Annotated in this window: 19 protein-coding genes; 5 read left to right on the top strand and 14 right to left on the bottom strand. The window is 73.3% G+C overall.

What is annotated here, in order from left to right; translation table 11 throughout:
• Window positions 1-145: 145 nt before the first annotated feature.
• The gene (locus tag EAO71_RS23430) at window positions 146-1,108 is read right to left on the bottom strand and encodes a 2-hydroxyacid dehydrogenase (protein ID WP_147979799.1); all 963 of its coding nucleotides are present in this window, start codon (window positions 1,106-1,108) and stop codon (window positions 146-148) included.
• A 75-nt stretch (window positions 1,109-1,183) separates the two neighbouring features.
• Between EAO71_RS23430 and EAO71_RS23425 the strand changes: the two genes are divergently transcribed.
• Window positions 1,184-2,182, top strand: a complete 999-nt coding sequence (locus EAO71_RS23425; protein ID WP_147979798.1) for an aldo/keto reductase — start codon at window positions 1,184-1,186, stop codon at window positions 2,180-2,182.
• 109 nt (window positions 2,183-2,291) lie between these two features.
• Here the strand turns inward: EAO71_RS23425 and EAO71_RS23420 are convergent, their stop codons facing one another.
• Together EAO71_RS23420 and EAO71_RS23415 are read right to left on the bottom strand one after the other, a co-directional pair.
• On the bottom strand, window positions 2,292-3,032 hold the full coding sequence (locus EAO71_RS23420; RefSeq protein WP_147979797.1) for a class I SAM-dependent methyltransferase: 741 nt from the start codon (window positions 3,030-3,032) through the stop codon (window positions 2,292-2,294).
• A gap of 59 nt (window positions 3,033-3,091) precedes the next feature.
• Complete coding sequence (locus EAO71_RS23415; protein ID WP_147979796.1) at window positions 3,092-3,577, bottom strand: MarR family transcriptional regulator; 486 nt, start codon at window positions 3,575-3,577, stop codon at window positions 3,092-3,094.
• 95 nt (window positions 3,578-3,672) lie between these two features.
• Between EAO71_RS23415 and EAO71_RS23410 the strand changes: the two genes are divergently transcribed.
• The 3 genes from EAO71_RS23410 (at window position 3,673) to EAO71_RS23400 (ending at window position 5,590) form a co-directional block, all read left to right on the top strand.
• Window positions 3,673-4,056, top strand: a complete 384-nt coding sequence (locus EAO71_RS23410; protein ID WP_147979795.1) for a hypothetical protein — start codon at window positions 3,673-3,675, stop codon at window positions 4,054-4,056.
• Between the two features lie 147 nt (window positions 4,057-4,203).
• Window positions 4,204-5,316 (top strand): PQQ-dependent sugar dehydrogenase, encoded by a 1,113-nt coding sequence (locus tag EAO71_RS23405; protein WP_147979794.1) that lies wholly within the window; start codon window positions 4,204-4,206, stop codon window positions 5,314-5,316.
• A gap of 22 nt (window positions 5,317-5,338) precedes the next feature.
• Complete coding sequence (locus EAO71_RS23400; protein WP_261992305.1) at window positions 5,339-5,590, top strand: DUF6191 domain-containing protein; 252 nt, start codon at window positions 5,339-5,341, stop codon at window positions 5,588-5,590.
• A gap of 61 nt (window positions 5,591-5,651) precedes the next feature.
• Here the strand turns inward: EAO71_RS23400 and EAO71_RS23395 are convergent, their stop codons facing one another.
• The 6 genes from EAO71_RS23395 to EAO71_RS23370 all read right to left on the bottom strand — a co-directional run bounded on the left by EAO71_RS23395 (window position 5,652) and on the right by EAO71_RS23370 (window position 15,285).
• Window positions 5,652-8,705, bottom strand: a complete 3,054-nt coding sequence (locus EAO71_RS23395; protein ID WP_261992304.1) for a helix-turn-helix transcriptional regulator — start codon at window positions 8,703-8,705, stop codon at window positions 5,652-5,654.
• An 84-nt stretch (window positions 8,706-8,789) separates the two neighbouring features.
• Complete coding sequence (locus EAO71_RS23390; protein ID WP_147979792.1) at window positions 8,790-9,020, bottom strand: hypothetical protein; 231 nt, start codon at window positions 9,018-9,020, stop codon at window positions 8,790-8,792.
• A 354-nt stretch (window positions 9,021-9,374) separates the two neighbouring features.
• Window positions 9,375-9,914, bottom strand: coding sequence for a hypothetical protein (locus EAO71_RS23385; RefSeq protein ID WP_147979791.1), 540 nt, complete (start codon window positions 9,912-9,914; stop codon window positions 9,375-9,377).
• Between the two features lie 110 nt (window positions 9,915-10,024).
• Window positions 10,025-10,597, bottom strand: a complete 573-nt coding sequence (locus EAO71_RS23380; RefSeq protein ID WP_147979790.1) for a GNAT family N-acetyltransferase — start codon at window positions 10,595-10,597, stop codon at window positions 10,025-10,027.
• Window positions 10,575-12,902 (bottom strand): MMPL family transporter, encoded by a 2,328-nt coding sequence (locus EAO71_RS23375; protein ID WP_147979789.1) that lies wholly within the window; start codon window positions 12,900-12,902, stop codon window positions 10,575-10,577. The genes EAO71_RS23380 and EAO71_RS23375 overlap by 23 nt, the downstream gene beginning before the upstream one ends.
• A 283-nt stretch (window positions 12,903-13,185) precedes the next feature.
• Window positions 13,186-15,285 (bottom strand): phosphocholine-specific phospholipase C, encoded by a 2,100-nt coding sequence (locus EAO71_RS23370; RefSeq protein WP_147979788.1) that lies wholly within the window; start codon window positions 15,283-15,285, stop codon window positions 13,186-13,188.
• Between the two features lie 189 nt (window positions 15,286-15,474).
• Here EAO71_RS23370 and EAO71_RS23365 point away from each other — a divergent pair, with 189 nt between their 5' ends.
• Entirely contained in the window at window positions 15,475-15,945 is a 471-nt protein-coding gene (locus EAO71_RS23365) for a DUF4265 domain-containing protein (RefSeq protein ID WP_147979787.1), read from the top strand.
• Window positions 15,946-16,052: 107 nt separating this feature from the next.
• Here EAO71_RS23365 and gatB read toward each other — a convergent pair whose 3' ends face one another.
• The 5 genes from gatB to EAO71_RS23340 all read right to left on the bottom strand — a co-directional run bounded on the left by gatB (window position 16,053) and on the right by EAO71_RS23340 (window position 21,889).
• A complete protein-coding gene (gene gatB / locus EAO71_RS23360; RefSeq protein WP_147979786.1) occupies window positions 16,053-17,564 on the bottom strand; it encodes an Asp-tRNA(Asn)/Glu-tRNA(Gln) amidotransferase subunit GatB in 1,512 nt (503 codons plus the stop codon).
• 16 nt (window positions 17,565-17,580) lie between these two features.
• Complete coding sequence (locus EAO71_RS23355; protein ID WP_147980020.1) at window positions 17,581-17,814, bottom strand: hypothetical protein; 234 nt, start codon at window positions 17,812-17,814, stop codon at window positions 17,581-17,583.
• A 5-nt stretch (window positions 17,815-17,819) separates the two neighbouring features.
• Entirely contained in the window at window positions 17,820-19,319 is a 1,500-nt protein-coding gene (gene gatA / locus EAO71_RS23350; RefSeq protein WP_147979785.1) for an Asp-tRNA(Asn)/Glu-tRNA(Gln) amidotransferase subunit GatA, read from the bottom strand.
• A gap of 5 nt (window positions 19,320-19,324) precedes the next feature.
• Window positions 19,325-19,621 carry an Asp-tRNA(Asn)/Glu-tRNA(Gln) amidotransferase subunit GatC gene (gene gatC / locus EAO71_RS23345; protein ID WP_015036350.1) on the bottom strand — a complete coding sequence of 99 codons (297 nt, stop codon included), beginning with the start codon at window positions 19,619-19,621 and terminating at the stop codon, window positions 19,325-19,327.
• 153 nt (window positions 19,622-19,774) lie between these two features.
• On the bottom strand, window positions 19,775-21,889 hold the full coding sequence (locus EAO71_RS23340) for a putative bifunctional diguanylate cyclase/phosphodiesterase (protein WP_147979784.1): 2,115 nt from the start codon (window positions 21,887-21,889) through the stop codon (window positions 19,775-19,777).
• Between the last annotated feature and the right edge of the window lie 98 nt (window positions 21,890-21,987).

Genomic DNA, 21,987 nt, shown 5'->3' with positions numbered 1-21,987 from the left:
GCGTCAGCCCGTACTCGACGCAGCCCCCCGCCCTCGGGACGATACACCAGAGTCGTCACTCAGGGACAGGGTCCCTCTACGCTCCGTGACGGAATGAGGGCTCACGGCGGGCGTATCAGGGGGCGCGCGGCGCCGGGGCGCCCGCTCAGGTGGTGAGGACCACGTTGGCCAGCGGCTCCCCCGCGGCGAACCGGCGCAGCTGGGCGGCGAGCAGCCGCTTCGCACGGGGCATGAAGGCCGAAGTGGAACCGCCGACATGGGGGCTCACCAGCACACCGGGAGCGTGCCACAGCGGGTGGCCGGGCGGCAGCGGTTCCGGGTCGGTGACGTCGAGGGCCGCCGTGATCCGGCCGCTCTCCACCTCCTTGAGCAGGGCGGCCGTGTCCACCACCGGTCCGCGGGCCACGTTGACCAGCAGGGCGCCGTCCTTCATCCGGCCCAGGAAGCCGGCGTCGGCGAGATGCCTGGTCGCGGGCGTGAGCGGAGTGGACAGCACCACCACGTCGGCCTGCGGCAGCAGCGCGGGCAGCTCGGCCAGCGGGTGCACCGGGCCGCGCTCCGTGGTGCGGGCGGAGCGCGCGACGCGCACCACCCGCGCGCACTCGAACGGCGCGAGCCGGTCCTCGATGGCGGCGCCGATCGACCCGTACCCCACGATCAGGACGGACTTGTCGGCGAGGGCCGGGTAGAAGCCGGCCCGCCACTCCTCGGCGTCCTGTCCGCGCACGAACCCCGGGATGCCGCGCAGCGAGGCGAGGATCAGCGCGAGGGTGAGCTCGGCGGTGCTGGCCTCGTGGACACCCCGTGCGTTGCACAGCTCGACACCGGCCGGCAGCAGCTCGACACCGGGTGTCACGTGGTCGATCCCGGCGGACAGGGTCTGCACGGCCCGCACCGAGGTCATCGCGGCGAGCGGCCGGACGGCGATCTCGGAGCCCTTCATGTAGGGGACCACGTAGAAGGCGCAACGGGCCGGGTCTGCGGGGAAGTCGGGCCCGCCGTCCCAGAAGCGGTAGGAGAGCCCCGACCCGCCCGCCTCGGGCAGCCCGTCGATCTCGTCCGCCGCGAATGGAAGCCACACGTCAGGGGTGGTGTCGTCGAGTGTCATGTCCGGGAGGCTATGCGATGGATCCCGCATTCCATTGGTTACTTTGGGGGACGGCACAGGGAGGGGTAGCAGCGGGTGGAGCGCAGGACTATCGGGGCGGCGGCGCTCGACGTGGGGGCGGTCGGCCTGGGCTGCATGCCGATGAGTTGGGCCTACGCCACCTCGCAGCAGCGGGGCGACCGCTCGCTGCGGACGGTCCACGCGGCGCTGGACGCCGGTGTGACCCTGCTCGACACCGCGGACATGTACGGGCCGTTCACCAACGAACTCCTGGTGGGGCGGGCCCTGAAGGAGCGCCGGGCGGAGGCGTTCGTGTCGACGAAGTGCGGCCTGCTCGTCGGCGACCAGCACGTGGTCGCCAACGGCCGCCCCTCGTACGTGCGTCGGGCCTGTGACGCCTCGCTGCGGCGCCTCCAGACGGACGTCATCGACCTCTACCAGCTGCACCGGGCCGATCCGGAGGTTCCCGTCGAGGACACCTGGGGCGCGATGGCCGACCTGGTCTCGGCGGGCAAGGTGCGCGCGCTCGGGCTGTGCGCGGTGGGGGCGCGGGCGTCCCGGCGCGGCGGCACCGACCGGTTCGAAGGAACGATCCGTCAACTGGAGCGGGTCCAGCAGGTGTTCCCGGTGAGCGCGGTGGAGGCGGAGCTGTCGGTCTGGTCGCCCGAGGCGCTGTGGCGGCTGCTGCCGTGGTGCGAGGCGCGCGGTGTCGGGTTCCTGGCCGCGATGCCGCTGGGCAACGGCTTCCTCACCGGCACGCTGACGCCGGGCGGCGGCTTCGAGCCGGACGACCCGCGGGCCCGGCATCCGCGTTTCACGGCGGAGATGATGGCCGCGAACCAGCCCGTGGTGGCCGGGCTGCGGCGGGTGGCCGCGCGGCACGGCGAGGAGGTCACGCCGGCGCAGGTGGCGCTGGCGTGGACGCTGCGGCAGGGCCCGCACGTGGTGCCGATCCCCGGGGCGAAGCGGGAGGCCTGGGCGGTGGAGAACGCGCGGGCGGCGGAGCTGCGGCTGACGGCGGCGGACCTGAGGGAGATCGCCGGCCTGCCGGCCCCGCGGGGGTCCTGGGACTAGGCCGTGTTGCGAGAGTCCCGCCCGCCCCGCGACGCCTGGCACGTGCCCTAGCTCCCGTCCGGGCGTACACGGCCTGGGGGGACGCCTGCACGCCTCGGCGCGGCCGAGCTCACGGTTTGTGGGTGACCCACAGCAGTTCCGCCGGCCAGCGGTGTGCCCAGTCGGGTGGGTCGGTTTCGTTGTAGCCGTTGGGTGTTCCGGGTTCGGGCCTCGGCTCGATGAGGTCGTCGATGACGAGACCCGCGCCGCACAGGACCTTGACCCAGTCGCCGTAGGTGAGCTGATAGCTGGTCGCGCCGTCGCCCTCGGCGATGGTGTCCAGCCCGAAGTAGTCCCGCTGCAGCGTCGTGGTCACGCGACCGGCGGCTTCGTCGTAGCAGGCTTCGAACCATGGGCTGGCGACGTTGAAGACCAGGCGCCCGCCTCGGACCAGGACGCGTGCGGCCTGCGGGACGGCCAGATGCGGGGGCGCCCAGCTGAGCCCACCGAAGTCGCAGAACACCAGGTCGAAGCTGTCGGCGGCGAAGGGGAGCTGTTCGGCGGCGCCCTGCACCAGCGGGTAGCGGGCCGCCCCCATCGCGCTTTCCGCTGCGGCGAGTTGGGCTTCGGACAGGTCGAGCCCGACCACGGCGGCGCCCTCGGCGGCGAGCGCCCTGGACCACTGGCCGGCGCCGCAGCCGAGTTCGAGGACGCGCTTGCCGGTGACGTCGCCCAGGGCGTGCAGGTGCGCGTCGGGGACGGAGTACATGCCCCACAGCCGGGGTGCGGCGCCGATCTGCGGGTCGTGCTCGTGCTGGTAGGCGCCACTGATCCGGTTCCAGAGCCGCCGGTTGGCGGGGATGCTGTCCACGTGCCGACTCCAGCACTGCCTGCCGGGAGCGGTCAACACGAGGGGGCCGCGGGCTCGGCTCAGCCCTGTTCCTCGCCGACCGCGGCTTCGTACGCGAGCAGGGTGTCGACGAACAGGTGCCGCTGATCCGGCGTCAGGGGGGCCAGCGCCCTGCGCCACGCGGCCGCGCCCGGGGCGAGCCAGGCGGCGATCGCGGGCTGCTGGTCGTCCGCGATGCCGATGATCCGACGACGCCGGTCCGCCTCGTCCTCGCGCCGTTCCAGGATTCCCTTCCGGCTCAGGTCGCCCACCAGCAGGCTGACCGTCGTCGGCGCGACCTGCAGTCGGGCCGCCAGTTCGTTCACGGTCATCGGCCCGTCGAGAAGCAGGTAGGCGAGCAGCGAGAGGTGGCGCGGCGCCAGCGCCAAGGACTGCAGCACCTCGGGCACCGGGATCTTCTTCGCCCGGCCCACCATCCGGGGCATGAGCAGCAGCAGGGCCCTCACGGCGTCGTCGACTCCGTCGTCGCCGCCCTCCGCGGCGTCGCGCCCCTCGGGCCTTGACATCGCACACCCCTCCACGTTTACCTTTGCCTTCAAAGGTATTTTGCTTGCAAAGCAAGCTCCCATCGTACGTACCGGCGTGAACGGAGTTGCCACCCATGCCGCACTTCAGCGTGCACATCCGAGAAGAATCCCTCGACGGGACGGTGGAACCGAAGCTGATCAGCGCTCTGGCCGACGCGGTCGGTGCCGTCTACGGCGACGAGTTCCGCCGCCTCGTCGGGGTGGACCTGATCGGCGTCCCGCAGCATCGCCGGGGCGTCGGCGGCGTACCGACCGACGACCACGCCCCTCTCGTCACCCTCAGCATGCGCGAGGCCGCGTATCACCTGCCCGAGGTCGCGGACGCTCCCGCCCGCTTGGTCGCCACCACCACCGACGCCCTGGTGGGCGTGCTCGGCGAGGCCGTCCGCGAGCAGGTCATCGTGACGATCGTCGGCGTCCCGGACGGCCGCACCGGAGTCGCCGGCACGGTGGCCTGACGCACGGGCGCGGGCCGGGGCCGCCGTCTCCGCGCCCTGATCCGGCCGGACACGTCCGGATCCGGCCGGACACGTCCGCACGGGGAACCCGATCGCCGCGAGCGGTGTTCCAAGGGTGGGGGATCGCCGTGAGAAGGGATCGGGACCATGCGCCGAGCCGGTGTGGGAGCCGTGGCGGTAGCCGTCACGTGCGTGCTCGTGACCGGATGCTCCTCCGAGGGGGCCGCGGGGCCCGGGCCGGAGCGCGGGTCACCCGCGGCGTCCGGCTCGTCGGCGCCACCGGGCACCTCGGAACAGGGGCGGGTCGAGGTGGCGAGCACGCTCACCACGGATCTCGACTCGCCGTGGGGGCTGGCCGCGCTTCCCGACGGCGACCTGCTGGTCTCCTCGCGCGACGAGCGGACGATCACCCGCGTCGACTCCGCGACCGGGCGGAGGACGCCGCTCGGAGAGGTGCCCGGGGTGGTGCCGGAGGGTGAGGGCGGCCTGCTCGGCCTGGCCGTGCGGGACGGCTGGGTGTACGCGTACTTCACGGCGGAGCGTGACAACCGCATCGTGCGGATGCGCCTCGGGGACCGGCTGGGCCCGCCCGAGGTGATCCTCTCCGGCATCCCGAAGGGATTCGTGCACAACGGCGGCCGGATCGCCTTCGGCCCGGACGGGATGCTGTACGCCGGGACGGGCGAGACGGGCCGGACGGGCCTCGCGCAGGACCGGACGTCGCTGGGCGGGAAGATCCTGCGGATGACCCCGGAGGGTGAGCCGGCACCGGGCAACCCCTTCCCCGGTTCGCCGGTCTACTCGTACGGACACCGCAACGTGCAGGGCCTGACGTGGGACGAGGACGAGCGGCTGTGGGCGTCCGAGTTCGGCCAGAACACCTGGGACGAGCTCAACCTGATCGAACCGGGGAAGAACTACGGCTGGCCGAAGGTGGAGGGCCGGGCCGGGGTGTCCGGTTTCGTGGACCCGGTGGCCCAGTGGAAGACGGAGGACGCCTCCCCGAGCGGGATCGCGTACGCCCGGGGCGCCGTCTGGATGGCAGGCCTGCGGGGCGAGCGCCTGTGGCGGATCCCGGTCCCGCGGGCGGGGGCGGAACAGCCGGGGGGCTCCGAGGCGTTCCTCCAGGGTGAGTACGGCCGCCTGCGCACGGTCCTGGCAGCGGAGGGCGGCGGGCTCTGGCTGACGACGAGCGAGACCGACACCCGGGGCACGCCCGGGGCCGGCGACGACAGGATCCTCCGGCTGGAGGTCGAGTGAGGCGGCGGACACGATGTTCAACATGGCGGAAGAGTTCTTCGCACCCAGCCGCAAGCACACCGACGACGAGCGCCGGCGTCTGGCGCTGACCAGGGAGGACCTGGGAGACGGGGACCCCTCGCGGGGCCCGATAGACCTGACCTCGRGCCGGGTGACGATCAGCGTCCCGCCCCCGGGCGACGCCCCGGCCGCGGACGCGCCGGCGGACCCCGCCCCGGACACCGGGGACCGGCCGGACGAGCCCGCACCGGGCGAGGTCCCGCGCGCCGGGTGACCGGACCTGCCGGGCCGCACCGGGCCGGCGGCCGGGACGCGACGGGGTGTCCGGGTCCGCCCTACGACTCCAGGAGGCGGAGGCGGTGGGCCAGGGCCGCCGCCTCCCCGCGGCCGGAGACGCCGAGCTTGGCGAGGATGTTGGAGACGTGGACGCTCGCCGTCTTCGGTGAGATGAAGAGCTCCTCGGCGATCTGCCGGTTGGTGCGGCCCGCGGCCACCAGGCGCAGGACGCCGTGCTCCCGCGGGGTCAGGCCGAAGGTGTCCTCGTCGGTCCCGGCCGCCGGGGCGGCGTCCGGGGCGGTCAGGGAGAGGCGGCCACGGGCGGCGAGCAGTTCCACGTCCTCGCGCAGCGGGCGGGCCCCCAGGGCGACGGCGGTGGCGTGGGACTCCCGCAGCAGAGCCGCGGCCTCCTCACGGCGGCCGCCCTCGGCCAGCAGGGCGTCGGCCAGGCGCTGCCGGGCGACGGCGAGCTGGTAGGGGCGCTCGACCGCCTCGTAGGCGGTGACGGTCTCGGCCCAGCGCTCGGCGGACATGCGGTCCTCCGCCCGGCCCAGCTCGGCGGAGACGTGCAGGGAGTACGCCTGCCAGACCGGCGCCGCGGTGGCCAGGGACCGGACGCAGCGGCGGATCAGGGCGAGCGCCTCGGGGCGGCCCTCGGCCGCGGCGGGCAGGCCGCGGGCGTCCGCCTCGGCGGTGACGGCGGCGAGCACGAGCGGCCAGCCGTAGCGCTGGGTGCCGGGCGGGAAGCCGCGTTCCGCGGCGCCGGCGAGCTCGGCGCGGACGTCCGCGATCCGCCCCGCGGCCGCGGCCAGCAGCAGTTCGATCTCGGACATCGGCAGGGTGTACTGCGGCATCGGGTCCTGGGTGCCGTAGCACTGGCGGGCGACCGCCAGCTGGGCCGCGGCCGTGGCCAGCTCTCCGCGGGCGACGGCGAGCTGGGCCAGGCGCAGGGCGGCGGAGCCCCGCGGCCGGGCGCCCTGGCCCGCGTACTCCAGCCACTCGCCCGCGCGCTGGGTCTCGTCCCACAGCCCCAGGGAGAACTGCGACTCCGCCAGGTTGGCGCGGATCCAGCCCTGGCTGTCGAGCAGGCCGCGGGAGCGGGCCATCGTCAGCCCGGCCTCGGCGACCTCCAGGGCCTCCCGCGAGCGTCCGAGGGCCTCCAGGCTGGAGGCGAGGTTGACATGGGCGCGGGCCGACTCGTGGAGCAGGCCGAGCGCCGCGGTCCGGTCGCGCACCTCGTACATCGCGGCGAGCCCGCCCTCCGGGTCGCCGGCGGCGACCATGAGCGAGCCGAGGGTGAGCCGGGCGCCGAGCTCGATCGGTTCGGCCCTGACCAGCCGGGCGTACTCGACGGCCCGCTCGGCGGAGGCGAGGCTCTCGGGCCCGGGCTGGTGGAGCATCCCCCAGCCGGCGGCCACGGTGAGGACCGCGGCGTGCACGGCGGACGGGGGCAGCCCCTTGACGAGTTCCTGGGCGGTGGCGATCTCGGCCCAGCCGTCGGAGCGGCCGAGGCCGGACATGATGCGGGAGCGCTCGGTCCAGAACCACGCCTCGCGGAGCGGGTCGCGGTCGCCGCCGTCCTCGCCGCCGAGGAGCCGCATGGCCATCTTGACGATCTTCAGGGCGCGTTCGCGCTCACCGCAGAGCCGGGCGGCGACGGCGGCCTCGGCCAGCAGGTCGAGGTACCGCAGCGGGGTGGTCTCGGGGTCGCAGCCGCAGGGCGGGTAGGCCTCGGCGTAGTCCATCGGGCGCAGCGAGCTGCGCACGTCGTCGGGAACGTCGTCCCAGAGCTCCATGGCCCGTTCCAGCAGCCGGAGTTGCTCGGCGTACGCGCAGCGCTCGCGGGTCGCGACGGCGGCGCGGAGCACGGCCGGCAGCGCCCGGGCGGCGTCGTGCGCCTTGTACCAGTAGGAAGCGAGCCGGGTCGCCCGCTCGTCGGCGCGGACGAGCGCGGGATCGGCCTCCAGGGCTTCCGCGTAGCGCCGGTTGAGGCGGGAGCGTTCGCCGGGGAGCAGGTCGTCGCTGACGGCCTCGCGGACCAGCGAGTGCCGGAAGCGGTAGCCGTCGCCGTCCGGGACGGCGAGCAGGATGTTGGCGCCGACGGCCGCGCGCAGCGCCTCGATGAGGTCGTCCTCGGCGAGCCGGCTGACGGCGGCGAGCAGGGCGTACTCGACGGTGGAACCGCCCTCCGCGACGATCCGGGCGACCCGTTGGGCGTCGTCGGGCAGGGCCTCGACGCGGACCAGCAGCAGGTCGCGCAGCGAGTCGCTGAGGGCCGGGGAGACACAGCCGGCCTCGCGGGAGACGACGAGTTCCTCGACGAAGAAGGCGTTGCCGTCGGAGCGGTCGAAGATCTGGTCGACCAGGGCGGCGTCGGGTTCGGCGGCGAGGATTCCGGTGAGCTGGCGGCGCACCTCGGTGCGGGTGAACCGGGGGAGCTCGATGCGGCGGATGCTCCGCAGGCGGTCCAGTTCGGCGAGGAGGGGTCGCAGGGGATGGCGGCGGTGGATGTCGTCGGCCCGGTAGCTGGCGACGACGACGATCCGGCCGCGGCGCAGCGTGCGGAAGAGGTAGGCGAGCAGGTGCCGGGTGGAGGCGTCGGCCCAGTGCAGGTCCTCCAGGACGAGGACGATCGTCCGGTCGGCGGCGAGCCGCTCCAGGAGCCGCACGGTCAGCTCGAAGAGGCGCGCGGTGGAGTCCTCGTTGTAGGGCTCGTGGCTGCCGATGTCGCCGAGTTCGGGCAGCAGCCGGGCGAGTTCGCCCTCCTGCCCGTCGGCGGCCGCCGCGAGTTCGCCGGGCAGGCGCCGCCTCAGCGAGCGCAGGGCCGCGGAGAAGGGGGCGAAGGGCAGACCGTCCGCGCCGATCTCGACGCAGCCGCCGAGGGCGACGAAGGCGTCACGGGCGCAGGCCGCGTCGACGAACTCCTCGATGAGGCGCGTCTTCCCGACGCCCGCCTCGCCGCCGATCAGCAACGCCTGCGGCTCGCCCGCGTGGGCGCGGGCGAGCGCGTCGGTGAGTGCTGTCAGTTCGTCCGCTCTGCCGACGAACACCGGGCTGACTGACCTGGTCTCCACGCCGGTGAGCATCGCACAGGCGTCGGCCCTGTCACCCATACGGGTCAGGCGGCCCGGACGAAGCGGCCCCGCTCGGCGCCCACCGGCGCAGGGCGGCACCCCGGCCCAGCAGATCTCCGAGATCTACGGCGACGCCTGGCACGCCACCGCCCTCGTCAACGGCGTCTTCGCCGTGCTCGCCCTGATCACCGCCGTGGTCGTCCTCACCCGCCCCTCGTCCTCGTGGCCGCCGCTGCGGCGGCCGGAGCGGCGGGCTCCCTTGGCGGCCCGGGCGGCCTCGTGGGACAGCCGCCGGGCGGCGGCCTCACGGAGCCGCTCGGCGTGGTTCATGCGCTGGATCTCGTACTCGAACATCTCGTTCTCCCCGGGGTGTCGGCATCGCTCCCTGCGATGCCTCCACTCTCGTCTCCCAGGGGGTGCGGCCACATCGGGCGACTGCCGCATGTTCGGGGTACGGGKGTCCTTAGGCGGGGCCGGGCGGGTACCTAAGGGCTGTCCCGTAATCCGCGGTGGGTCGGCGCACGGCGTCGGATGCGGTGCATCGCAAGGCGGAGGGTCGTCCTCATACCGGTCGTATTCGGGCGATCCGACAACGCGGCGAAGTGCCGTAGCCGGCATCGTGCGCCCGCCGGGGATTGCGGGACGGCCCTTAAGGGCTGCCCGAGCCAGGCGGAACGTCGAGGACACCCCTAAGGGCTGCCGGGACCCTCAGCCGGCGGTCGGCAGACTCAGGAACAGGTCGAAGTACATGCCGGCCGACAGGAACAGCCCGATGCCGCCGAGTACGGCTCCGGCCACGGCCACGGCCCGCACCCACGCCGGCCGCTCGGGGCGGGTGAGGACGACCACGGCGGTGATCAGGGCGAGCACGGCGAAGACGCCGTTGACGAGGGCGGTGGCGTGCCAGGCGTCGCCGTAGATCTCGGAGATCTGCTGGGCCGGGGTGCCGCCCTGCGCCTTGATCTGGCCGATGAGCGTCTCGCGCTCGCTGGCGACCTTGCCCATCCAGGTGCCGGTCAGGGCGGCGAGGCCCAGCGCGGCGGAGACGACGGCCGCGGCGCCCGCGCCGACTCCGGCGGCGGGGGCGGGGACGGCGTCGTCCGCCTCGTCGGCTTCACCGGCGTACGTCTCGTCGGCGTCGGCCGGCTCGCGGTCCCGCTCGTCGAGTCCCTCGACGGCCTCCGCGCTCTCGTCCGTCTGTGCGGACTCGTCGGTCACTACGGTCTCGTCGGTCTTCGAAGCGTTCATGCGGCGCACGCTAGGCGGCCCGGATGAGAGGAGTCTTAACCGGCCGGGCACGGGGCCGGGAGAGCCGGCGGGCGCCCGCCGGGGCGGGCGCGCCGGGGACGTCCCGCCGGTCAGGCCCGATCGGCGGCCTGGGCCTTGCGGGCCTTCCAGTCCGGGGCGAGGACCGACCAGACCTCCATGTCGTGCCGCTTGCCGCGGTAGAGATAGCTCTCCCGCAGCACGCCGTCCCGGGTCATCCCCAGCCGGCGGGCGACGGCGATGCTCGCCTCGTTCTCCGAGGCCGCCAGCCACTCGACCCGGTGGATCCCGCGCTCCTCGACCGCCCAGTCGATGATCACGCGGGTGGCCCGGGTGACCAGGCCGCGGCCTGCGGCGGAGGGTTCCAGCCAGCAGCCCGCCTCGGCGGTGCCGCCGGCGAGGTCCATGGTCCGGAAGAGCACCCCGCCGACGAGCCGGCCGTCGGCCCAGATGCCGTAGAGGCGGCCCGTGTCGTTCGCGGCCTTCTCGGCGTACGTCCGGAGGTAGGCGCGGGCGGAGTCCAGGTCGGCGACGACGTCCGGCAGCGCGATGTAGCGGCCGACGAACTCCCGGCCGCGGTCCATGTGGGCGAGGAGTTCGGCGGCCTGCCAGGGCTCCAGCGGGCGCAGTTCGGCGCCGTCGTCACCCAGTGATGTCGCGAACATCCTCGTTCTCCTCCGCGGTCGGGACCGTCACGCGTTGCGAGGGGATCTTCGCACGCGGGCCGGCCGCGCCGTCCGCGGCCGGGGGTCCGGCGACGAGGCCGGCGGGAACGTCCAGTTCCCGGACGTCCGCCTCGCGCGCGTCCGCGGCCGCGCGGCACTCCGGCGGCTCGATGCTGATCCGGGGCATCCGACGGTCGAGCCAGCTCGGCAGCCACCAGTTCGCGCCGCCGAGCATGTGCATGAGCGCGGGCACGAGAAGGGTGCGCAGGATGAAGGCGTCCAGGGCGACGGCCGCCGCGAGGCCGATGCCGAACATCGCGATGACGCGGTCCCCGCTGAGGACGAACGCCAGGAAGACGGAGATCATGATGACCGCGGCGGAGTTGATCACCCGGCTGGTCTCGGCGAGGCCGACGCGGACCGCACGCCGGTTGTCGCCCGTCTCCAGCCATTCCTCGTACATCCGGCTGACCAGGAAGACCTGGTAGTCCATGGAGAGCCCGAAGAGCACGGACACCATGATCACCGGCAGGAACGGTTCGATCGGGCCGGCGCTGCCGAGGCCGATGAGGTCGCTGCCCCAGCCCCACTGGAAGATCGCGACGACCACGCCGAACGCGGAGGCGACGGCCGCGACGTTCATCAGCGCGGCCTTCAGCGGGATGCCGACCGACCGGAAGGCGAGCAGGAGCAGCAGACAGCCGAGCGCGATCACGACGCCCACGAAGAGCGGCAGCTTGCCGACGATGATCTCGGCGAAGTCGTCGTACGACGCGGTGACACCGCCCACGTGCACGTCCAGCGAGGTGCCGTCCTCGGCCGCCGGCAGGACGTCCTGGCGCAGCCGGTCGACGAGGTCGCTGGTGGCCTTCGACTGGGGGGAGGAGTCCGGGACGACGGTCAGGACCGCGGTGTCGCCGGCGCTGTTGTAGGTGATCGGCGAGACGGACTCGACGCCGCGGGTCTGCGCCAGCTTCGCCGGAAGGTCACCGAGGGCGACCCGGTCGTCGGCGCCGTCGATCCCGGCGACGAGGGTGAGGGGTCCGTTGACCCCGGGGCCGAATCCGTCGGCGAGCAGGTCGTACGCCTTGCGTGTGGTGGCCGTGCCGGGGTTGTTGCCCTGGTCGGAGGTGCCGAGGTGGAGCGAGAACGTCGGCAGCGCCAGGATCAGCATGACGACGGCGGCGACGGCGCCGAGCAGCTTGGGGTGGCGCTCGACGAAGGCGGACCAGCGGGCGGCGAAGCCGGTGGGGAGCTCGGGCTGGGGGCCGTGCTCGGCCAGCTGCCGGCGTTCGCGCCGGCTGAGCGCCCGCATGCCGATGAAGGAGAGCAGCGCCGGGAGCAGGGTGACGGAGGCGGCGACCGTCAGCACGACGGTGAGCGAGGCGGCGATGGCGACGCCGTTGAGGAAGCCGAGCCGCAGGATCAGCATGCCGAGCAGCGCGATGCAGACGGTGGCGCCGGCGAAGACGACCGCGCGGCCCGTGGTGGCGACCGCGACCCGGGCGGCCTCCGCCACGGGGAGGCCGCGTTTGAGGCCCTTGCGGTGTCTGGTGACGATGAAGAGCGCGTAGTCGATCCCGACCCCGAGGCCGATGAGCATGCCCAGCATGGGGGCGAAGTCGGCGACCGTCATCACGTGGCCGAGCAGGACGATGCCGGAGTAGGCGGTGCCGACGCTCACCAGGGCGGTGGCGATGGGCAGCACGGAGGCGGCGAGCGAGCCGAAGGCGAGGAAGAGGACGACGGCCGCGACGACGACGCCGACCGCCTCGGCGATGTGACCGCCGGGGGCCTCGGTGAGGGCGACGGCACTGCCGCCGAGCTCGACCTGGACGCCGTCGCCGGCGGCCTGCCGGGCGGTGTCGACGAGGGCCTGGGCCTGGGTCTCCGGGATGTCGTCGGCCTGGTCGCGGAAGGCGACCGTGGCGTAGGCGGTCCGGCCGTCCTCGCTGATCTGCGCCTGTGCGCCGGGGGTCTGGCCGTAGGGGGAGGCGACCGTGGCGATGCCGGGCAGCTCGGCGACCTCGTCGAGCATGCCGGTCATCCGCTGCTCGACGGCGGTGGCGCGGACGCTGCCCTTGTCCGTGTGCCAGACGATGGTGTCGCTGTCGCCGCCCGCGCCCGGGAATCCCGCGTCGAGGAGGGCGGTGGCCCGGCCGGACTCGGTCCCGGGGACCTCGTAGTCGTTGGAGTACGCGCTGCCCGCGAGCGACGCCCCGGCTACGGTGCCGCCGAGGGCGACGAGCCAGAGCAGGACGGCGACGAGGCGGTGCTTGATGCACCACCGTGCGATGGCTGCCAAAGGACGTGCTCCCTGGGTGGTTCGTGGATCTTTGACCGGGAACAGCCCGCAAAGAACACATGGACCTACGTGAGGCCACTGTCGCAGCCTTACGTGATCCTTTGTCCCATTCGTGTCGTTACTCACAGCAGTGCGCCGAGGCCCGGACTTTCGGCCCGGGACCCCTCGGACCTCGGCGTACCCGGGCCCGGCTCGGCCGGCTCCGAGGCCGGGCACTCGGCCCTCCGCACGGTCCGCCCCGCCCCGGGCGGACCGTTCCGGGCCTCCGCGCGCCGCCGGCGGGTCAGCCGGAGACGCTCGGGCGGCCGTTCTCGACGTGTCCCATCAGGCGCCTGCGGAAGCCGCCGGGGGCCGTCACCTCGACGTCGTACCAGCCGTGGGCGTCGGCGGCCGAGTGGACGACCGTACGGCTCCGGCCGGGCTTGACGGTGAGGGTGCGGGTCCAGTCGCCGAGGTCGGCCTCGTCGACGTAGCCGAGCGGCCGGACGGTGAAGGTGAGGGCGGTGGCGCCGGTGTTGCGGACGGTGAGGTGGAGGTCACGGTCGTGGTGGTCGATGTGCGAGCCGAGCTCGGCGCCGCCCGCGGCCGGGCCCTCGAACTCCCGGCGGAAGCCGTTGGGGCCGGTGACCGTGAAGCGGTAGTGGTCCCGCGTGAGCGGGACCGTCCACCGCGCCGTGCCCCGGACGTCCCGGTGCTGGGGAACGGCGAACTCGCCCGCGTAGGGGTACAGGGCGAAGTGCGCGCTCGCCTTCCCCTTGTTGTCGAGCACCACGGTGACCGCGCCGTTCCCGACCCGCGCGGAGGCGTCCGGCTGGTACGGCAGCGGGCGCGCGGGGCGGCTGCCCGGCTCCTGGACCGGCATCCGCTGGACCTGCGGGGGCTGGGGCCGCCAGCGGCCGGTGAAGGGCGGCACGGCGCCGGGCGGCTCGACCTCCGGCCGGCGATGGGCGCGCCGGAAGTCGAAGGCGGAGGTCAGATCGCCGGTGACGGCTCGCCGCCAGGGGGTGATGTTGGGTTCCCGGATGCCGGTGAGCCGTTCCAGGAAGCGGATCACGGAGGTGTGGTCGAAGGTCTCGGAGCAGACGTAGCCGCCGACCGACCAGGGGGAGACGACGAGCAGCGGGACGCGGATGCCCAGGCCGGTGGGCCGGCCCTGCCAGCGCTCGGCGTCGCCGGCGGGGTCGTCGGCGGCCGGGACGGGCGGCGGCACGTGGTCGAAGAAGCCGTCGTTCTCGTCGTAGTTGATCAGCACGACGGTGTGCCGCCAGACGTCGGGGTGCGCGCCGAGGGCGTCGAGCACCTTGTAGACGAGGGTGGCCGACGCGATCGGCGAGGAGGAGCCGGGGTGCTCGGAGTCGATCGCGGACGGGACGAGGTACGAGACCTCGGGCAGCGTGCCGGCGGCGACGTCGGCCCGGAAGGCGTCCGCGAGGCCGCCGGTCTCCACGCGGCGCAGTCCGCGCTCGAAGAGCGAGCGCTCCGCGTCGGTGAGCGTGGCGACGCCGTCCTCGAGTGCGGCGAGCAGCCCGGCCCGCTCGGCGGCGTCGTCCGTGTCGCGGACGGCGGCGTAGAAGGACTCCATGAAGGTGTGCCCGCCGGTGGCGGCGAGCGCCTTGCGGGCGATCTCCTTGAAGGTGGTGAAGAACTCGATGTTGTTGTCGGTGAAGTTCTCCCACTCGGTGTACGTCTTCCAGGTCCGCCCCGCCGCTTCGAGCCGCTCGGCGTAGGTGGGCCACGGGTAGCCGGGGTGGGTGCCCTCGGCGTAGGCGGCGTTCGTGACGGCCCGGCTGCCGTCCGCCTCGTGGCCCGTCCAGCCGGACCACAGATGGTTCCGGTTCGGGCTGGTCGAGGTGTGGATGGACGAGTGGTAGGCGTCGCAGACGGTGAAGGTGTCGGCGAGCTCGTAGTGCAGGGGGATGTCGCGGCGGTCGTAGTACGCCATGGTGGCCGCTGTCTTGGCCGAGACCCAGCCGTCCATCCACCCCTCGCGCCAGGCCTTCGCGCCGCCGTTCCAGGAGTGGTCGAGGTCGCCGATGTACTGGAGGTCCTTCCGCTGCGCCGCGGCGGCCTCCCGGATCGGGAAGGGGAGCACCGTCCCGCCGAGCGCCGCGGGCTGCTCGAACACCGGCTTCCCGGTGGGCAGTTCGACGGCGTTGCGGTCGCCGAATCCGCGGACGCCGCGCAGGGTGCCGAAGTAGTGGTCGAAGGAACGGTTCTCCTGCATCAGGATCACCACGTGCCGGACCGCCGAGAGTCCCCCGGACGGCGGACCCGCGGCCATCGCCGCCTGCAGGGACGGCGGAAGCAGCGAGCCGGCCGCGGCGGCGCCGAGGGCGCCTCCGCCCAGGGCGAGCAGCCTTCTGCGGGACATCTCGGGTGCCAAGACCGACCTCCAGTCGACGGCCAATGGTTCGCCTTCGAGCCATTGGGGGTTCCGCGGGGGACGGTAGTGAGAGCGGATGACCGGGAGAAGGCCGCGTGACGACCCGGTGGTGAACGTCCAAGAGGACAGCCGCTCCGTCCAAGCGATTTCCGGCCAACCGGATCGAGGGGTGTACGGGATCCTGAAGGCATGACCGACGGACGCATCAAGATCTGGTTCCGCTTCGTGCCGCGGGAGGGTTGGCTGCCCCAGGACACCGAGGGGCTGTGGGCGACCCCGGTGGGCCCCGACACGGCGCGCGTGGACAACGTGCCGTTCCTGCAGAACGGAGTGGCCCAGGACGACGTCGTCCGCTTCACCACGGACGCGGACGGCACCCGCTGGGCGGCCGAACGCGTGACGGCCTCCGGGAACTGCACCCTGCGGCTGCTTCCGGTCGCCGACGGCCCGCTCGGACGCAGTGCGCAGGCGGTGCACGAACGCCTCTCCCCCTTCGGTCTGGGCGGCGAGGCGTTCAGCGGGGAGTTCCCCCTCGTCGCCCTCAACGTCCCGGCCGACGCGCCCTTCACCGAGATCAAGGAACTGCTCGTCCAGGGCACCCGCAAGGGGTGGTGGCACTGGGAGATGGGGTGCGCGACGGAGCGCTGGCAGGCGGCCTGACCTCGGCCCCCCGGCCGGCCGGCGTCCCAGCCGTACACGACGGAGGGCGGCCCGCACCGGAGAGTCCGGTGCGGGCCGCCCTCGTACGGGTCCGGCGGTCGAGGGGCTCAGCCCTCGGTGACGCCCAGGCGCTCCAGGATGAGCTCCTTCACGCGCGCCGCGTCCGCCTGGCCGCGGGTGGCCTTCATGACCGCGCCGACCAGCGCGCCGACCGCCGCGACCTTGCCGCCGCGGATCTTGTCGGCGATGCCCGCGTTGCCCGCGATGGCCTCGTCGACGGCCGTGCCGAGCGCCCCCTCGTCGGAGACGACCTTCAGGCCGCGCTTCTCGACGACCTCGTCCGGGCCGCCCTCGCCCGCGAGGACGCCCTCGATCACCTGACGGGCCAGCTTGTCGGTGAGGTCGCCGGAGGCCACCAGTTCGGTCACCCGGGCGACCTGCGCCGGGGTGATCGCCAGCTCGTCCAGGGCCTTGCCCGACTCGTTGGCGGAACGGGCCAGTTCGCCCATCCACCACTTGCGGGCCTGGTCCGCGGGAGCACCCGCGTCCGTGGTCGCGACGATCAGGTCGACCGCGCCGGCGTTGAGGATCGACTGCATGTCGTGCTCGGAGACGCCCCACTCCTCGCGCAGCCGGTTGCGGCGGACGCGCGGCAGCTCGGGCAGCTCGGCACGCAGCTCCTCGACCCAGGCACGGGCCGGGGCGACGGGGACGAGGTCGGGCTCCGGGAAGTACCGGTAGTCCTCGGCGTTGTCCTTGATCCGGCCGGACGTCGTGCTGCCGTCGTCCTCGTGGAAGTGCCGGGTCTCCTGCACGATCGTGCCGCCGGAGGTCAGCACGGCCGCGTGGCGCTGGATCTCGAAGCGCGCCGCCCGCTCCACGGAACGGAGCGAGTTGACGTTCTTCGTCTCCGAGCGGGTGCCGAAGGTCTTGGTGCCGTTGGGGCGCAGCGACAGGTTCACGTCGCAGCGCATCTGGCCCTTGTCCATCCGCGCCTCGGAGACGCCCAGCGCGCGGATCAGCTCGCGCAGCTCGGCGACGTACGCCTTGGCGACCTCGGGAGCACGCTCGCCCGCGCCCTCGATCGGCTTGGTGACGATCTCGATGAGCGGGATGCCGGCCCGGTTGTAGTCGAGCAGCGAGTGCGAGGCACCGTGGATACGGCCGGTCGCGCCGCCGATGTGCGTCGACTTGCCGGTGTCCTCCTCCATGTGGGCGCGCTCGATCTCCACGCGGAAGATCTCGCCGTCCTCCAGCTGGACGTCCAGATAGCCGTTGAAGGCGATCGGCTCGTCGTACTGCGAGGTCTGGAAGTTCTTCGGCATGTCCGGATAGAAGTAGTTCTTCCGGGCGAAGCGGCACCACTCGGCGATCTCGCAGTTCAGCGCGAGACCGATCTTGATGGCGGACTCGACGCCGATCGCGTTGACGACCGGGAGCGAGCCGGGCAGGCCGAGACAGGTCGGGCAGGTCTGCGAGTTGGGCTCGGCGCCCAGCTCGGTCGAGCACCCGCAGAACATCTTCGTCTTCGTGCCCAGTTCGACATGGACCTCCAGGCCCATGACGGGGTCGTACGCAGCGAGGGCCGCGTCGTACGACAGCAGTTCGGTGACGGTCACAGTGAGACTTTCCCTCTCAGCCCAGCAGGACGTCGTCGTCGCCCAGGCGCTTGAGCTCCCGGTACAGGATCGCCAGGCCGGTCGCGATGGCGGCCGCGGACACCGCGGCGTCGAGCAGCCGCAGGACGTCGTTGTCGTTACGGGCCAGCTTGGCCTGCTTGGCGACGCTGACCGCGCCGAAGGCGGTGCTGGCCAGCGAGACGTACAGACCGGTCTTGGACTTCTTGAAGTTCTTGGCCTTCTTTGCCATGGCACTCACAGCGACGGAGCCTCCTCAAGCAGCGGGTGACCCCACTTTTCCACGAAGGCGGCCTCGACGGCCGCGCCGACCTTGTACAGCCGGTCGTCCTTCATGGCGGGGGCGATGATCTGCAGTCCGACCGGGAGGCCGTCCTCCGGCGCGAGGCCGCAGGGCAGCGACATGGCGGCGTTGCCCGCCAGGTTGGTCGGGATGGTGCACAGGTCCGCGAGGTACATCGCCATCGGGTCGTCGGCGCGCTCGCCGATCGGGAAGGCCGTGGTGGGGGTCGTCGGGGAGACGATCACGTCCACCTCCTCGAAGGCCTTCTCGAACTCGCGGGTGATGAGGGTGCGGACCTTCTGGGCCGAGCCGTAGTACGCGTCGTAGTAGCCGGAGCTCAGGGCGTACGTGCCGAGGATGACGCGGCGCTTGACCTCGTCGCCGAAGCCCGCCTCACGGGTGAGGGCGGTGACGTCCTCGGCGGACCGCGTGCCGTCGTCGCCGACCCGCAGGCCGTAGCGCATGGCGTCGAAGCGGGCCAGGTTCGAGGAGCACTCGGACGGCGCGATCAGGTAGTACGCCGACAGGGCCAGGTCGAAGGTCGGGCAGTCCAGCTCGACGATCTCGGCGCCCAGCTCCTTGAGGAGCGCGACGGACTCGTCGAAGCGCTGCACGACGCCGGCCTGGTAGCCCTCGCCGCGGAACTGCTTGACCACACCGACGCGCATGCCGGCGACCGAGCCGTTGCGCGCGGCCTCGACGACCGGCGGGACCGGGGCGTCGATGGAGGTGGAGTCGAGCGGGTCGTGGCCGGCGATGGCCTCGTGCAGGAGCGCCGCGTCCAGGACCGTGCGGGCGCAGGGGCCGCCCTGGTCCAGGGAGGACGAGAAGGCCACCATGCCGTAGCGGGAGACCGCGCCGTAGGTCGGCTTGACGCCGACGGTGCCGGTGACGGCGGCGGGCTGGCGGATGGAACCGCCGGTGTCCGTGCCGATGGCGAGCGGGGCCTCGTACGAGGCGAGGGCCGCGGAGGAACCGCCGCCGGAGCCGCCGGGGATCCGGGTGAGGTCCCAGGGGTTGCCGGTGGGGCCGTAGGCGCTGTTCTCGGTGGAGGACCCCATGGCGAACTCGTCCATGTTGGTCTTGCCGAGGATGACGACGTCGGCGGCCTTGAGGTTCTTCACCAGGGTCGCGTCGTACGGCGGGATCCAGCCTTCGAGGATCTTCGAACCGACCGTCGTCGGGATGCCGACGGTGGTGAAGATGTCCTTGAGGGCCAGCGGGACGCCGGCCAGCGGGCCGAGCTTCTCGCCCCTGGCCCGCTTCTCGTCGACGGCGCGGGCCTGCGCGAGCGCGCCCTCGCGGTCGACGTGCAGGAAGGCGTGGACCTTCTCGTCGACGGCCTCGATACGGGCCAGGTGGGCTTCGGTCACCTCGACGGCGGTGAGCTCGCCGGAGGCGATCTTCTGCGCGATCTCGGCGGCCGTGAGCTTGATGATGTGGGTGTCCGTCATGGTGATCAGTCCTCCCCCAGGATCTGCGGCACCTTGAAACGCTGCTGCTCCTGGGCCGGGGCGCCGGAGAGCGCCTGCTCGGGGGTGAGCGACGGACGGACCTCGTCCGCGCGCATGACATTGGTCAGCGGCAGCGGGTGGGAGGTCGGCGGAACGTCTTGGTCGGCGACCTCGGAGACGCGGGCGACCGCGCCGATGATGTCGTCGAGCTGACCGGCGAAGTGATCGAGCTCTTCGCCCTTCAGCTCCAGACGCGCCAGCCGTGCGAGGTGTGCGACCTCCTCGCGCGTGATGCCAGGCATGCAGCGATCCTCAGGGGTGAGTGTGTGTGGTTTGGGCCCAATCCTATGGGGCGTCGCCGTCCGACCGTTAAACGGCCGCCCCGGGACGGGCCCGTCCCCCTCCCGCGCCACTCACCGCACGCCGGGCCGGAATCGTCGCGTCCCGGCCCCGCGCTACTGCACCACGTGCCCCGAGGGCTGGTCGACCTCCAGTGCCGCCGCCTCCTCGGACGGCCTGCGCCAGCCGTGTTCGCCGCGTGCGCGCAGCCACGCGGTGGTCTCGGCCGGCGGCATCGCCGCGGCGACCAGCCAGCCCTGGACGGCGTCGCAGCCCAGGTCCCGCAGCCGCTCCCAGGTCTCGTCGTCCTCGACGCCCTCGGCGACGACGAGCAGGCCCAGCGAGTGCGCCAGGTCCAGGGTGCAGCGCACGATCTCGGCGTCCTCGGTGTCGACGGCCAGCCGGGCCACGAAGGAACGGTCGATCTTCAGTTCGCTCACCGGCAGGCGCCGGAGGTGGACCAGCGAGGAGTAGCCCGTGCCGAAGTCGTCCAGGGACATCTTCACGCCGTGGCCGGTCAGCCCGGCCAGCGTGTCGGCGGCCCGCTGCGGGTCCTCCAGGAGCACGTGTTCGGTTATCTCCAGCTGGAGCGCGCCGGCCGGGACCCCGTGCCGGGCGAGCCGGGCCGCGACCGCGCCCGCGAAGCCGGGGGTGTGGACGTCCCGGGGGGAGACGTTGACCGCGACGGGCACGTTCAGGCCCTGCGCGCGCCACCGGGCGACCTGCGCGAGCGCGGTCTCCAGGACGTACTCGGTGAGGTGCGGCATCAGGCCGGACGACTCGGCGATCGCGATGAACTCGTCCGGGGGGACGCGCCCGCGCTCCGGGTGCACCCAGCGGACCAGCGCCTCCAGGCCGGCCACCTGCCCGTCGAAGCGGACCTTGGGCTGGTAGTGCAGTTCGACCTCGCGCGCGTCCAGCGCGCGGCGCAGGTCGCCGAGGAGCCCGAGCCGGTCGGGGGTGTTCGAGTCGCGCTTGGACTCGTACACCTCCACGCCGGTCCGGTCCCGCTTCGCCTGGTACATGGCCACGTCGGCGCGGCGCAGCAGGCCCTCGGCGTCCAGTGCGTGGTCCGGGAAGACCGCGACGCCCGCGCTGGCCTCCAGGACCAGGGTGAGCCCGTCCAGGTCGAGCGGCGAGGACAGCTCGGCGACCAGGTGGCGGGCGACGCGCTGGGCGCTCGTGGTGGAGTCGGCGGTCGGCAGGAGCACGGCGAACTCGTCGCCGCCGAGCCGCGCGGCCTCCGCCCCGCGCGGCAGGGCGAGCTGGAGCCGCTCGGCGATCTGGAGCAGCAGCCGGTCTCCGGCGAGGTGCCCCAGGGTGTCGTTGACCGAACGGAAACGGTCGAGGTCGATCAGGACGAGGGCGGCCCGTGCGCCTTCACCCTCGGCCGCCTCCAGCGCCGTCCAGGTCCGCTCCAGGAGCCACTGCCGGTTGGGCAGCCCGGTCAGCGGGTCGCGCAGCTGCTCCTCGGCCCGGGCGCGGGCGATCCACAGGGTGGAGTCGAGGGCGATGAGGGGGACGGCGAAGAGCGGCAGCAGCACCGGCAGGGACGCGGCCACGACACAGATCAGCGGGGCGATGCCGAGCAGGGCGACCGCGACGAGTCCCTGCCGGATCAGGGCCGTCCGGGTGGCGGTGGGCAGCGAGGCGCCCTGGGGGGCGTGGGCGTACCAGAGCAGGAGCCGGGTCACGACGAGGTAGGCGCCGGCGGACAGCACGACCTCCGGGATGGCGCCGATCGTCCAGTCGAGTGGCTGCCAGGGCCGCTCGACCGACGGCGTGTCCCCGAAGGCGGCCAGCACGAGGGCGGCCGCGCCGATGCCCAGGACGTCGGCGGCGCCGTGCAGCAGGCCCTGTCGCCAGCGGTGGCGGCGGGCGGCGCCGACGAGCACGACGACGGTCATCGCGACGAGTCCGGCGGGCACCCAGCCGTACAGCAGGAGGACCGCGAGGGTGAGGGCGGCGCCGGAGCCGGTGCCGCCCCACCAGCGGTCGCGGCCGAGGGCGACCAGGTGCCCGACGATGAGTCCGGTGAGGATCGCGAGGCACCAGCCCGCGGTGTCACCGGGGAACAGGCCGTGACCGGTGCTCAGGGCCTCGTAGAGGCCGACCGCGAGCACGACGGCGGCAAGGGCCACCACGGCTCCGGGCAGCCCGGGGGTGATGCCCGCGAAGACCGCGCGGCCATGCGGCCGTGAGACCGGGGCGGCACTCTCGCTCGGTTTCATTCGTCCCTCTCACAGCCGGCGGTGCCGTTGCAACGCGATGGGCCGTTGTCTTGCCACCACGACCGACGGAGCCCAACGCAGCCGTGCACGACAGACGC

It is taken from the genome of Streptomyces sp. MS191 (assembly GCF_008042125.1).
GTDB lineage: Bacteria > Actinomycetota > Actinomycetes > Streptomycetales > Streptomycetaceae > Streptomyces.
The sequence above is the reverse complement of the archived record's forward strand: the minus strand, read 5'-3'. Positions and strand labels throughout refer to the sequence as shown.

Bases quoted from the DNA above. Each gene is read 5' to 3' on its own strand.
- EAO71_RS23365 (WP_147979787.1), top strand. From the start codon at position 15,475: ATGACCGACGGACGCATCAAGATCTGGTTCCGCTTCGTGCCGCGGGAG.
- EAO71_RS23385 (WP_147979791.1), bottom strand. From the start codon at position 9,914: ATGAACGCTTCGAAGACCGACGAGACCGTAGTGACCGACGAGTCCGCA.
- EAO71_RS23355 (WP_147980020.1), bottom strand. From the start codon at position 17,814: ATGGCAAAGAAGGCCAAGAACTTCAAGAAGTCCAAGACCGGTCTGTAC.
- EAO71_RS23395 (WP_261992304.1), bottom strand. From the start codon at position 8,705: ATGGGTGACAGGGCCGACGCCTGTGCGATGCTCACCGGCGTGGAGACC.
- EAO71_RS23340 (WP_147979784.1), bottom strand. From the start codon at position 21,889: ATGAAACCGAGCGAGAGTGCCGCCCCGGTCTCACGGCCGCATGGCCGC.
- EAO71_RS23410 (WP_147979795.1), top strand. From the start codon at position 3,673: ATGCCGCACTTCAGCGTGCACATCCGAGAAGAATCCCTCGACGGGACG.
- gatA (WP_147979785.1), bottom strand. From the start codon at position 19,319: ATGACGGACACCCACATCATCAAGCTCACGGCCGCCGAGATCGCGCAG.
- EAO71_RS23405 (WP_147979794.1), top strand. From the start codon at position 4,204: ATGCGCCGAGCCGGTGTGGGAGCCGTGGCGGTAGCCGTCACGTGCGTG.
- EAO71_RS23390 (WP_147979792.1), bottom strand. From the start codon at position 9,020: ATGTTCGAGTACGAGATCCAGCGCATGAACCACGCCGAGCGGCTCCGT.
- EAO71_RS23430 (WP_147979799.1), bottom strand. From the start codon at position 1,108: ATGACACTCGACGACACCACCCCTGACGTGTGGCTTCCATTCGCGGCG.
- EAO71_RS23415 (WP_147979796.1), bottom strand. From the start codon at position 3,577: ATGTCAAGGCCCGAGGGGCGCGACGCCGCGGAGGGCGGCGACGACGGA.
- gatC (WP_015036350.1), bottom strand. From the start codon at position 19,621: ATGCCTGGCATCACGCGCGAGGAGGTCGCACACCTCGCACGGCTGGCG.
- EAO71_RS23380 (WP_147979790.1), bottom strand. From the start codon at position 10,597: ATGTTCGCGACATCACTGGGTGACGACGGCGCCGAACTGCGCCCGCTG.